At 71.7% G+C, this 10,792-nt stretch carries 12 protein-coding genes and 2 pseudogenes; 8 read left to right on the forward strand and 6 right to left on the reverse strand.

Annotation, left to right across the window (positions count from 1 at the left end; genetic code table 11):
• Positions 1-794, forward strand: a pseudogene (ccsB, locus tag JM949_RS28510) (c-type cytochrome biogenesis protein CcsB); the annotation flags it as partial.
• 70 nt (positions 795-864) lie between these two features.
• On the opposite strand, the gene JM949_RS28515 reads toward ccsB, so the two are convergent.
• Both JM949_RS28515 and JM949_RS28520 read right to left on the reverse strand, forming a co-directional pair.
• A complete protein-coding gene (locus JM949_RS28515) occupies positions 865-1,197 on the reverse strand; it encodes a hypothetical protein (protein WP_203151279.1) in 333 nt (110 codons plus the stop codon).
• A gap of 228 nt (positions 1,198-1,425) precedes the next feature.
• Positions 1,426-1,902 carry a MarR family winged helix-turn-helix transcriptional regulator gene (locus tag JM949_RS28520; protein ID WP_203151269.1) on the reverse strand — a complete coding sequence of 159 codons (477 nt, stop codon included), beginning with the start codon at positions 1,900-1,902 and terminating at the stop codon, positions 1,426-1,428.
• A gap of 82 nt (positions 1,903-1,984) precedes the next feature.
• On the opposite strand from JM949_RS28520, the gene JM949_RS28525 reads away from it, so the two are divergent.
• The 3 genes from JM949_RS28525 (at position 1,985) to mqnP (ending at position 4,997) form a co-directional block, all read left to right on the forward strand.
• Positions 1,985-2,539 (forward strand): carboxymuconolactone decarboxylase family protein, encoded by a 555-nt coding sequence (locus tag JM949_RS28525; protein WP_203151270.1) that lies wholly within the window; start codon positions 1,985-1,987, stop codon positions 2,537-2,539.
• 86 nt (positions 2,540-2,625) lie between these two features.
• Positions 2,626-4,086: a menaquinone biosynthesis decarboxylase gene (locus JM949_RS28530; RefSeq protein ID WP_203151271.1), complete on the forward strand. Its 1,461-nt coding sequence runs from the start codon at positions 2,626-2,628 to the stop codon at positions 4,084-4,086.
• Positions 4,086-4,997, forward strand: coding sequence for a menaquinone biosynthesis prenyltransferase MqnP (mqnP, locus tag JM949_RS28535; RefSeq protein WP_203151272.1), 912 nt, complete (start codon positions 4,086-4,088; stop codon positions 4,995-4,997). The genes JM949_RS28530 and mqnP overlap by 1 nt, the downstream gene beginning before the upstream one ends.
• Here mqnP and JM949_RS28540 read toward each other — a convergent pair.
• A complete protein-coding gene (locus tag JM949_RS28540; RefSeq protein WP_203151273.1) occupies positions 4,986-5,969 on the reverse strand; it encodes a terpene synthase family protein in 984 nt (327 codons plus the stop codon). The genes mqnP and JM949_RS28540 overlap by 12 nt on opposite strands.
• A 150-nt stretch (positions 5,970-6,119) precedes the next feature.
• Between JM949_RS28540 and JM949_RS28545 the strand changes: the two genes are divergently transcribed.
• Positions 6,120-6,749, forward strand: a complete 630-nt coding sequence (locus JM949_RS28545; RefSeq protein ID WP_203151274.1) for a UbiX family flavin prenyltransferase — start codon at positions 6,120-6,122, stop codon at positions 6,747-6,749.
• Between the two features lie 99 nt (positions 6,750-6,848).
• Here JM949_RS28545 and JM949_RS28550 read toward each other — a convergent pair whose 3' ends face one another.
• Positions 6,849-7,115, reverse strand: coding sequence for a BldC family transcriptional regulator (locus JM949_RS28550; protein WP_007454516.1), 267 nt, complete (start codon positions 7,113-7,115; stop codon positions 6,849-6,851).
• A gap of 270 nt (positions 7,116-7,385) precedes the next feature.
• Between JM949_RS28550 and JM949_RS28555 the strand changes: the two genes are divergently transcribed.
• From JM949_RS28555 to cds1, 3 genes are read left to right on the forward strand one after another with little or no spacing between them, the layout of a single operon-like run.
• Positions 7,386-7,844, forward strand: a complete 459-nt coding sequence (locus JM949_RS28555) for an Lrp/AsnC family transcriptional regulator (RefSeq protein ID WP_203151275.1) — start codon at positions 7,386-7,388, stop codon at positions 7,842-7,844.
• 50 nt (positions 7,845-7,894) lie between these two features.
• On the forward strand, positions 7,895-8,725 hold the full coding sequence (locus JM949_RS28560; protein ID WP_203151276.1) for an SDR family NAD(P)-dependent oxidoreductase: 831 nt from the start codon (positions 7,895-7,897) through the stop codon (positions 8,723-8,725).
• Positions 8,726-8,756: 31 nt separating this feature from the next.
• A complete protein-coding gene (cds1, locus tag JM949_RS28565) occupies positions 8,757-9,848 on the forward strand; it encodes an L-cysteine desulfhydrase Cds1 (protein WP_203151277.1) in 1,092 nt (363 codons plus the stop codon).
• 22 nt (positions 9,849-9,870) lie between these two features.
• Here the strand turns inward: cds1 and JM949_RS28570 are convergent, their stop codons facing one another.
• Both JM949_RS28570 and JM949_RS37875 read right to left on the reverse strand, forming a co-directional pair.
• Positions 9,871-10,491 carry a putative glycolipid-binding domain-containing protein gene (locus JM949_RS28570; protein WP_203151278.1) on the reverse strand — a complete coding sequence of 207 codons (621 nt, stop codon included), beginning with the start codon at positions 10,489-10,491 and terminating at the stop codon, positions 9,871-9,873.
• Between the two features lie 19 nt (positions 10,492-10,510).
• Positions 10,511-10,792, reverse strand: a pseudogene (locus JM949_RS37875) (hypothetical protein); the annotation flags it as partial.

The following is a 10,792-nucleotide window of genomic DNA, read 5'->3' on the forward strand; positions in this document are numbered from 1 at the left end:
GTGCCGTCGTGCGGCCCGGCCGACGCTCCGGGCGGCGGCCCGGCTCGCCGGCCTGCTCGGGGTGGGCGCCACAGCGGTCGCCGCCGCGCTGGCACCTGGCGGCGCTGGGTCACCCGGGGGCTGGCAGCGACCGGATGCCCTGGGGCAACATGTACGAGTTCGTGCTCACGGTGACGTTCATCGGGGTCGCCGCCTGGCTGGTGGTGCTCTGGAAGCGACAGTCGCTGCGTAGGCTCGGGCTCTTCCTCACCCTGGTGATGGTGCTGCTGGTGGCCACCGCCGAGCTGGTGCTGTACGTGCCGATCGTGCCGCTGGTGCCGGCGCTGAACTCGTACTGGTTCGTCATCCACGTGTCGACCATCGTCTTCGCGTCCGGCATCTTCCTGCTCGGCGTGGTGCCGGCGGTCGGCTTCCTGATGCGCAACGGGTACGAGCAGGGCAAGCGGAGCTTCCCGTACACCCTGGCCAAGCGGCTGCCCGGCGCGGTCGGGCTGGAGCGGCTGACCTTCGCGCTGCACGCGTTCGCGTTCCCGATCTTCACGTTCGCGGTCATCGCGGGTGCGATCTGGGCCGAGGCGGCCTGGGGTCGGCCGTGGGGCTGGGACCCGAAGGAGACCTGGGCGTTCATCTCCTGGGTCGTTTACGCCGGTTACCTGCACGCTCGCGCCACGCCCAGCGTGAAGCGCAACGTGGCCACCTGGATCGCGGTGCTCGGCTTCCTCACCATGCTGATGAACCTGTTCGGCGTGAACATCTTCTTCACCGGCCTGCACTCGTACGGCGGCCTGGACTGACCCGGTCAGCGGTGCGCGGGCCGGTCATGGATTCCTCCGTGGCCGGCCCGCGTCGTGCTGCTGGCCTCGGTCAGCTCACCGTGACCGGGGCGACGTCGTTGCCCGGGTTGTCGTCCACTCGGGGGTAGCGGCCGTGCGGCTGGACCTCGCCGGCAACGCCGGTGAGGCTGTCGACTTCAGCACGGTGCTCTTCGGCGCCTGCCGGCCGCGCTGGTCGCCAGCCGCGCAACGTCCGCTCGACCTGGATGGTCACCTGGTAGGCGACCTCCGGCAGGTCGGCCAGCTCGATCCGTTCGCCGCGCAGCGCCAGCTGCGCGTGCAGCTCCCGGGCGACGGCGTCGCGAAGCGCGACCAGCAGGGGGGACAACCCGTCCGGGTCGCCGACCACGTATGCGTCCGACATGGATCCACTCTGCTCCCGCGTCCCGCCGTTCGGCCAGGCACGGTGAGATGTGTCCGCCGGGCTTGCCCTGACAGTGGTCGGCAATGTGGCGGTGTCCCGCGCCCGGTCGGCCGTTGATCCACTCGGCCGTCATGAAGTCGGGGTGTCCTGCGGCCGGGGATACCGCACTTTCCTCAAGCCCGAGTGGGTCTTGCGGCGGGGCAGGCGCCGCCCAATGGCGGTCTGCGATCAGCCGCCGAACCAGCCGGGCATGTCGAGCCGGAACCAGTTTGCCGAGGCCATCGTCCGCAGGTCGTCCTCCATGGCGGTGACCCGTTCCGGGCCGAGGGTGTCGGCCCACTGTGCGCGCAGCCGGTCGAATATCTCGGCCGAGCGGCGTAGTCCGTCGGCGCCGCGCGCTGTCACCCGGACCAGCCGGCGTCGGGCGTCGGAGGGGTCGTCGGTCCGCTCCAGGTAGCCGACGGCGACCAGCCGGTCGACCGTCTTGCCCGCGGCCTGCTTGGAGATGCCCAGCCGCTGGCCCAGCTCGGTGGCGGTGGTGCCGTCCGCGCCGACGGCCTGGAGCACGAACCCGTGCAGTGGTCGCAGCTCCGGATGCCCCTCCCGGGCCAGTTCGGCGTGCAGGTCGTCGATCAGCGTTCGGAAGCCGGCCAGCAGCAACAGCGGCAGGTGGAAGCCGGGCCGGGCGGGCTCAGGGGTTGCCATGTTGGTCAACCACGTTTACTATTTCGTCAACCACGTTGACTATCCTACCGTCCCGATCCAGGCCGTGGAAAGTAGGTACCCCATGCCCGTCTTCACCGTCCACACCACCGAAACCGCGCCCGCCGCTGCTCGGCGAACCCTTGAGGGGGTACGCAACCGGTTCGGCTGGCTGCCCACCCCGGTGGCGCTGATGGCCGACTCGCCGCAGCTGCTCACCGGCTTCCTCACCGCCAGTGCGGGCTTCGAGCAGACCGACCTCGCCCCGCTGGAGCGGGAGGTGGTCATCCTGACGGTCGCCACCACCAACGAATGCCACGTCTGCGTCGCCCTGCACACCGGCAAGCTCACCCAGCTCGGCGCGACCGCCGAGCTGATCACCGCGCTGCGTGCCGGCTCGGCGCTGCCCGAGCCGCGACTGGAGGCGCTACGCCGGTTCACGCTGGCCGTGGTCGACCACCGGGGCGCGGTTCCCGACGACGAGCTGGACGGCTTCCTGACCGCCGGCTACCAGCCCCGGCACGCGCTGGACGTGGTGCTCGGCGTCGGCGCGTACACCATCTCCACCTTCGCCAACCGGCTCACCCAGGCGCCGATGGACCCGCCGCTGGCCGCCCACGCCTGGACGCCGGCAGCCTGACCGAGGACGCCGGTGGCCCGGGCAATCGCGAGCGTCACAGCACCCGGCTTCGGTCGGGCGGGAGGCGGTGCGGGAGACTGGCGGGTATGGCGGCTCGTGGCTTCCCGTACACCGATCTCAAGGACTTCCTCGCGGCGCTGGAGCGGGCGGGGGAGTTGCGCCGGGTCGACGTCCCGGTCGACCCGACCCTCGAGATCAGCGAGGTGGTCACCCGCACGGTGCGGGCCGGCGGCCCGGCGCTGCTCTTCGAGCGGCCGACCCGGGGCGAGATGCCGGTCGCGATCAACCTGTTCGGCACCGAGAAGCGGATGGCGATGGCCCTCGGCGTCGACTCGCTGGACGAGATCGGTGCCCGGATCGGCGCGCTGATCAAGCCGGAGTTGCCGGTCGGCTGGTCCGGCATCCGGGAGGGCCTCGGCAAGGTCATGCAGCTCAAGTCGGTGCCGCCGCGCAAGGTGAAGACCGCGCCCTGCCAGGAGGTCGTCTACCGGGGTGAGGACGTCGACCTGAACCGGCTGCCGGGGTTGCAGGTCTGGCCCGACGACGGCGGGATCTTCCACAACTACGGGCTGACCCACACCAAGCACCCGGAGACCGGCAAGCGCAACCTCGGCCTTTACCGACTCCAGCAGCACGGCCGCAACACCCTCGGCATGCACTGGCAGATCCACAAGGACTCGACCGCGCACCACGCGGTCGCCGAGCGGCTCGGGCAGCGCCTGCCGGTCGCGGTCGCGATCGGCTGCGACCCCGTCGTCTCGTACGCGGCCAGCGCGCCGCTGCCCAGTGACATCGACGAGTACCTGTTCGCCGGGTTCCTGCGCGGCGAGCGGGTGGAGATGGTCGACTGCCTCACCGTGCCGTTGCAGGTGCCGGCGCACGCGCAGATCGTGCTGGAGGGCTACCTGGAGCCGGGTGAGCGGCTGCCCGAGGGGCCGTTCGGTGACCACACCGGCTTCTACACCCCGGTAGAGCCGTTCCCGGTGCTGCACATCGAGACGATGACCATGCAGCGCAAGCCGGTCTACCACTCGATCGTCACCTCGAAGCCGCCGCAGGAGGACCACGGCCTCGGCAAGGCCACCGAGCGGATCTTCCAGCCGTTGCTCAAGCTGATGATCCCGGACATCGTCGACTACGACCTGCCGGCCGCCGGGGTCTTCCACAACTGCGCGATCGTCTCCATCCGCAAGCGCTACCCGAAGCACGCGCAGAAGGTGATGAACGCGATCTGGGGCGCGCACCTGATGTCGCTGACCAAGCTGATCGTGATCGTCGACGAGGACTGCGACGTGCACGACTACAACGAGGTCGCCTTCCGAGCCTTCGGCAACGTCGACTACGCGCGCGACCTGCTGCTCACCGAGGGGCCGGTGGACCACCTGGACCACTCGTCGTACCAGCAGTTCTGGGGCGGCAAAGCCGGCGTCGACGCGACCCGCAAGCTGCCCACCGAGGGCTACACCCGAGGCTGGCCGGAGGAGATGACCATGAGTCCGGAAGTCACCGCCCTGGTCAACAAGCGCTGGAAGGAGTACGGGATCTGATGGCCGTCCTCGACGCACCCGCCGAGAAACCCGGCCGGGTCAAGTCCTTCCTCAAGCTCGTCGCCATCGAGCACTCCGTGTTCGCGCTGCCGTTCGCGTACCTGTCGGCGCTGACCGCCATGCAGGTCAACGGCGGCCGGCTGCGGTGGTGGGACCTGCTGCTGATCACCGTGGCGATGGTCGGCGCGCGGACGTTCGCGATGGCCGCGAACCGGATCCTCGACCGACGGATCGACGCCCGGAACCCGCGTACCGCCGGTCGGGAACTGGTCACCGGCGCGGTGAGCGTGCGGACGGCCTGGACCGGCGCGGCCGTCGCGTTGGTGGTCTTCCTCACCGCCGCCGCCCTGCTCAACCCGCTCTGCCTGGTGCTCGCGCCGCTCGCCGTGGTGCCGCTGGTCGTCTACCCCTACGGCAAGCGGTTCACCAACTGGCCGCACGCCATCCTCGGGGTCGCCCAGGCGGTCGGCCCGGTGGGTGCCTGGCTGGCGGTCACCGGCACCCTGGACGGCTCCTGGCCGGCCTGGCTGCTCGGCGCGGCGGTCGGGCTGTGGATCGGCGGCTTCGACCTGATCTACGCCTGCCAGGACTCCGAGATCGACCGGGAGATCGGGGTGCACAGCGTGCCGGCCCGGTACGGTCGGCGCTTCGCGCTGCACGCCTCCTCGGTCGCACACGTGGTGACCTTCGCGCTGTTCATCTGGTTCGGCGCGCTGATCGGCTTCGGCTGGCTCTGGTGGATCGGGCTGGCGTTGACCGCTGTGGCGTTCGGCTACCAGCACCTGGTGGTCACGCCGACCGACCTGAGCAAGGTCAACCGGGCGTTCTTCACCGCCAACGGGTTCGTCGGCATCGCGCTGTTCGTCTTCGCCCTGCTCGACCTGGTGATCCGGCTCGACCTACGGCCCTGAGGCTGGCTGCGCGGTGCCCACCGGGTAGCGGGCGCTCTCCAGCGTCCAGTCGATGGTGCCGCGCACGGCGTACCCGACCCCGTCGAGGTGCTCGTTGACGGCCTCGTCCCAGGCCGGGCCGAACGACGGCACCTCGGCCCGCAGTGCGACGAACCGCCGCATCGCCGCCCGCCACTGCTCGGCCGCCCGCTCGACCGCGACCTCCTCCGGCACGGCCAGCTCGGCCGCCAGGGCGAGGACCAGGTTGTGCCCGCCGGCCGTCGCCCGGTCCCGGTCCAGCGAGGCCAGGTCGTTGAACCAGGAGAGCAGGTCGTTGCCGGTGCGGGCGATCTGCCGCAGCAACGGGTGCTGGTAGACCGGGTCGGACAACGGCCGTCCACTGACGAACTCCACCAGCGGGTACGACACCTCCGCCGCCGAGGTCGCCCGCCGCAGCTCGACGTACTCGTCGACGCCGGGGCGGCGGCCGGCCTCCTTGTTGACCGCCTCCTGCCAGGTGCCGTCCAGGTGGCGGGCCACCGCGTCGGCGAAACGCACCCGCCAGCGGGCCGGCATCCGGCGGCGCGGCTCCCGCCAGGCGAGCACCAGCAGCCGCCGTAGCGGGCCGGTCAGCCCGGCCTGGCGCAGCCGGGGCCCGTCGTGCAGCAGCGCCACCGTGCCACTGCGCAGTGCCCGGATCTGTGCTGGGCTGAGTGGCTCCGGTCCGTCACAGGCGTCGTCGACCAGGAAGAACCAGGTGAACAGGGCGGCCAGTGTCCGTAGGTCGGCTTCGGTCGCCGCCGGATAGAGCCGTCCGGCGTACCGGGCGAAGGCACCCCGGGACAGTCGGTGCACCGCGGCGGCGTCCAGGGCGAAGCCAAGCTCGGGGAGCAGGTCGAGCAGCCACGCCTGCACGGCGTCCGCGTGCGGTGACTGCCGGGACGGGATCGGACATTCGGCACGTAGGGCCTGGAGGATCTCACCGGTCGTCACCGATGCCTCCTCCGCAAACTGGGTCCGGTGCGAATCGCCAGCGGCAGCATCTCAGGTCGGCGGGAAGCCTACGTACCCGGCGGACATCTCGGGCCACCCCATCCCGGGGGTGCCCACCAGCGGACCAGCCGGACCAGGCAGGCTGGAGGCATGCGCGAACCATGGGTGGTCGGAGTCTCCGGTGCCTCCGGTACCCCGTACGCGGCGGCCGTCATCGGCGGGCTCCTCGACGCTGGTGAGTCGGTGGACCTGATCGTCTCCCGAGCGGCACGACTCACCGTGCTGGACGAGACCGGCCGGCCTTTTCGCGACGGGCACTGGGCCGAGGACCTCGCCGGCTGGCTCGGTCGGGACCTGACCGGGGCGGACGTGCGGCACTGGCCGGCCGGCGACCTGGCTGCCGGGCCGAGCAGCGGCTCCTACCGGGTACGCGGGATGGCCGTGGTGCCGGCCAGCACGGCAGCCTGCGCGGGCATCGCGATCGGGCTCTCCAAGGACCTGTTGCAGCGCACAGCCGAGGTCAACCTCAAGGAACGGCGTCCGGTGGTGCTGGTGCCCCGGGAGACCCCGGTGACCCGCAGCCACCTGGAGCACCTCATCGCGCTGCACGACGCCGGCGCGGTGGTGCTGCCGGCCAGCCCCGGCTTCTACGGAGCCGGCGCGGCGGCCACCGCCCAGCAGTTGGTCGACTTCGTGGCCGGCAAGGTGTTGGACGCGCTCGGCGTCCCACACACCCTGTTCCGACGGTGGTCCGGCCAGCTCGGCGCGGCCCGGAGCTGAGCCGTCGGCTCAGCGCGCGTGCTCGCGCGCCCGACGCCGCGTCGAAGCGGGACGCGGACCGGACTGCTGCCCGGTCCGCGTGGCATTGTCCGCACCAGTTCAGTACATGCCGGCGTTGGCCGGACCCGGCCCGGTGGATGCCGCCGGACCCACATTGCGTGGCTTTCCGACCTCGTCCACCTCGTCCAGCATGCCCTCCCCCTCAAGCAGGGCTCGCACCTCGGATTCCCGAAACCGGCGATGCCCGCCTGGAGTCCGGATGCTTCCTATCCGGCCGGCCGCCGCCCATCTCGTCACAGTTTTCGGGTCTACCCGAAACAGCGCGGCGACCTCACCCGGTGTCAGCAGGCGATCTCCAGTGTCCACAGCCCCCTCCTCGCGTCGACGAAGCCCCCGGCTGAACACACTGCCCCCGGCTGGTGCGTAGCCCAGAGCCGTCATGAGGGACGTATGGCAATTACAGCACCAGGGACATGGCCTGTCCGCCCAAACGCGAAAAATGCACTGAGTGGGGAGTTAGTAATGTTACTGGTGCTACCTCGGCCTGGACCGGTGGTTTGCGAACAGTGACTCACCGCTCAGTCCAACGGACGCCGAAGACCTCGCGTTACGCCTGAACGGTTAGGGTCACTCTCTGTGGATGCCATCGATCTGAGCCTCGTCGACCTGCTGCGGGGAAACGCCCGACTCTCGTACGCCGAGCTGGCCCGACAGGTGGGCCTCTCGGCCCCGGCCGTGCACGAGCGGGTCGGCAAGCTGGAGAGCAGCGGCGTGGTCCGGGGCTACCGCGCGGACGTTGCCCCGGAGTCGATCGGGCTGGGTGTCACCGCGCTGATCGGCATCGTCGAGGACTCCGGCGCCGACAGCGACGACATGCTCGAGTCGCTGCGGGTACTGCCCGAGATCGAGTCCTGCTACTTCATGGCCGGGGTGGAGTCTTTCCTGCTCAAAGCGCGGGTCGGCACCATCGCGGAGCTGGAGCAGTTGATCGTGCGGTTGAACCGCACCCCCGGGGTCGCGTCCACCCGCACCGCCATCGCGCTCTCCACCAAGTGGGAGAACCGCCCCCAGCCGGTCGGCCCGCCGGCCGGCTGACCGCCGCGTACCCCCTGGTGTCGCCCGTCGGCCGGCGGTAGCGTGCGCCGATGACCCCGCCGGCGCGCCCAGTGGCCGTGGTGACCGGCGCCGCCGGAGGCCTGGGCCGTGCCATCGCCACCGCGCTGCACGCCGACGGCTGGTCGGTGCTGCTCACCGACCTCGACCCGGCGGCGGTGGCCACCGCCGCGGCACCGATCGGTGGCTGGTCGACCGCCCTGGACGTCCGGGACGAGGACGCCTGCGCCGCCGTCGCCGTGACGGCGACCGGCCGCGGCGACCTCGCCCTCTGGGTCAACAACGCCGGGGTTCTGGTCACCGGTCCCTCCTGGCAGCACGACGGTCCGACCCGCCGACGGGTGCTCGACGTGAACGCCCTCGGCGCCATGAACGGCACCCTCGCCGCGCTCGCCGTGATGCGCGCGCAGGGTCACGGTCACGTGCTCAACGTCGTCTCGCTGGCCGGGCTGGTCGCCGCGCCCGGCGAAACGATCTACGCGGCCAGCAAGCACGCCCTGCTGGCGTTCAGCCTCGGCACCCTCTCCGACCTGCGGATGGCTGGCTACCGGCGGGTGCACGTGTCCTGCCTCTGCCCGGACGGCATCTGGACCCCGATGCTGCACGACCGGCTGGACGACCCGGGGGCGGTGGCGTCGTTCACCGGGTCGATGCTGACCGCGCGGCGGGTCGCCGACCGGGCGGTCCGGCTGGCCCGCCGGCCGCGTCCGGTGGTCACAGTGCCCCGCTGGCGGGGAGCACAGGTACGCCTGCTGGACGCACTGCCCGGGCTGGCCGTCGCGCTGACCCCGCTGGTCCGGGCCGCCGGCCGGGCCGGTCAGCGCCGCCAGCGCCGTCGGATCGCGCCACCGGACCGGCGCTGAGCACCGCTGGCCTGCTTGCTACGTTTCCGGCGTGACTCATCTCGACCGGTGCGACGAGGCCAGCCGGACCTGGGTGACGGAGGCCATCGCCACCGTCGAGGCGGACGCGAACCGCTCGGCCGACACCCACCTGCTGCCGTTCCCGCTGCCCCGGCAGTGGGGGATCGACCTCTACCTGAAGGACGAGTCGTCACACCCCACCGGCTCGCTGAAGCACCGGCTGGCCCGCTCGCTGTTCCTCTACGGGCTCTGCAACGGCTGGATCGGGCCCCGCACCACGATCGTCGAGGCGTCGTCGGGCTCCACGGCGGTCTCCGAGGCGTACTTCGCCCGGATGCTGGGCCTGCCGTTCATCGCCGTGATGCCCGCCTCCACCTCACCCGAGAAGATCGCGCAGATCGAGTTCCAGGGCGGCCGGTGCCACCTGGTGAACGACCCGGCAGGCGTGGTGATCGAGGCCCGCTGGCTCGCGGAGGACTCCGGCGGGCACTTCATGGACCAGTTCACCTACGCCGAGCGGGCGACCGACTGGCGGGGCAACAACAACATCGCAGAGTCGATCTACGCGCAGTTGGAGCTGGAGCGACACCCGATCCCCGCCTGGATCGTGGTGGGCGCCGGCACCGGGGGCACCAGCGCGACAATCGGCCGGTACGCCCGGTACCGCCGACTCGCCACCAAGCTCTGCGTGGTCGACCCGGAGAACTCCGCGTTCTACCCGGCCTGGCAGGCCGCCGACTGGTCGGTGCGGACCGGTAAGGGCTCCCGCATCGAGGGGATCGGCCGGCCCACCGTGGAGGCGTCGTTCGTGCCCGCGGTGGTGGACCGGATGGTCCAGGTGCCGGACGCGGCGTCACTGGCCGCCATGCGCGCCGGGTCGGCGCTGCTCGGCCGACGGGTGGGCGGCTCCACCGGCACCAACCTGTGGGGCGCGTTCGGGCTGATCGCCGCGATGCTCGCCGAGGGCCGGACCGGGTCGGTGGTCACCCTGATCTGCGACCCCGGCGACCGGTACGCCGACACGTACTACGCCGACAGTTGGGTGGCCGCCCAGGGCCTCGACCTGGCCCCACATCTGACCACGATCGATCGTTTCCTGAGCAGCGGGGCCTGGCCCGCCTGAGCGCCGCGCGGGGCCGGGCGATTCAGCGTGGGTCGATCCGTTCGGCCAGCCCGGGGTAGCGCACCACGTAGCCGCTGTCGTCCAGGTCGATGTCCGCGGTGAAGGTGCCGCTGGCGAACCGCACCCGGCCGGGCCCGAGCCCGGTGTAGATCTGCTCGGCCGGCACCACCTCCAGGCCGGGCAGCAGCACCCAGGCGACGGTGATCCGGTGTGCCAGGTCGGCCGGCTCGGTGGCCAGCCTGAGCCGGTGGACCGGCAGGGTGTTGAACAGTGGGGACCCGCTCAGGTCGACGTCGAGCGCCTCGGCCAGCCGGTCCGGGTCGTCAGTGCCCGGCAGGCCGGCCCGGGGATGGCCGGCCGCGACCAGCGCCCTGTCCAGGTCGCCCTGCTCGGCGGTGGTCACCCGCCACCGGTCCGCGGTTCGCTCCAGCGTCACCCGGCGCAGCCAGCCGAGCCCTTCGGCCTCGACCTCGACCCGGGTGGTGACCCACTCCGGCGTGCTGGTCAGCTGGTAGCGGGCGGTCCAGGGGATCGGGTCCACCGCGAGCATTGTGCCCCGGGCCGCCAACCCGTTGCTCTCGTCGAGCAGAACCTGCTCGCTGCCGGCGGTGTCCGTCCGGGACCAGAAGATCGATTTCGGCATGGTCGGCATGTGCCGGACGTTACGCGACCCGGTCGGTCTCGGCAGGGCATGCGCGAACGCCGCCGCGGAGCGTGGGCTCCGCGACGGCGTTCGGGGTGTCGATCAGTGGGTACGCGCCGGCGGTCGCCCGCCGAAGCCGCGCCGGTCGTCGCGCGGCCGGTCCTCGCGGGCCGATCGTCCGGGCCCGGCTCTCCGGGCGGAAGCCACCCCGAGTGTCCCGGTCACCGAAGCGCCGCTCGCCCTGCGGCCGGTCGCCCCGGCCGTCCCGGTCGCCGGAAGCGGCGCTCGCCGGTCGTCGGTC

The sequence above is a fragment of the Micromonospora tarensis genome (genome assembly GCF_016803395.1).
GTDB classification, from domain to species: domain Bacteria; phylum Actinomycetota; class Actinomycetes; order Mycobacteriales; family Micromonosporaceae; genus Micromonospora; species Micromonospora tarensis.

Bases quoted from the DNA above. Each gene is read 5' to 3' on its own strand.
- JM949_RS28515 (WP_203151279.1), bottom strand. From the start codon at position 1,197: ATGTCGGACGCATACGTGGTCGGCGACCCGGACGGGTTGTCCCCCCTG.
- JM949_RS28520 (WP_203151269.1), bottom strand. From the start codon at position 1,902: ATGGCAACCCCTGAGCCCGCCCGGCCCGGCTTCCACCTGCCGCTGTTG.
- JM949_RS28525 (WP_203151270.1), top strand. From the start codon at position 1,985: ATGCCCGTCTTCACCGTCCACACCACCGAAACCGCGCCCGCCGCTGCT.
- JM949_RS28530 (WP_203151271.1), top strand. From the start codon at position 2,626: ATGGCGGCTCGTGGCTTCCCGTACACCGATCTCAAGGACTTCCTCGCG.
- mqnP (WP_203151272.1), top strand. From the start codon at position 4,086: ATGGCCGTCCTCGACGCACCCGCCGAGAAACCCGGCCGGGTCAAGTCC.
- JM949_RS28545 (WP_203151274.1), top strand. From the start codon at position 6,120: ATGCGCGAACCATGGGTGGTCGGAGTCTCCGGTGCCTCCGGTACCCCG.
- JM949_RS28560 (WP_203151276.1), top strand. From the start codon at position 7,895: ATGACCCCGCCGGCGCGCCCAGTGGCCGTGGTGACCGGCGCCGCCGGA.
- JM949_RS28570 (WP_203151278.1), bottom strand. From the start codon at position 10,491: ATGCCGAAATCGATCTTCTGGTCCCGGACGGACACCGCCGGCAGCGAG.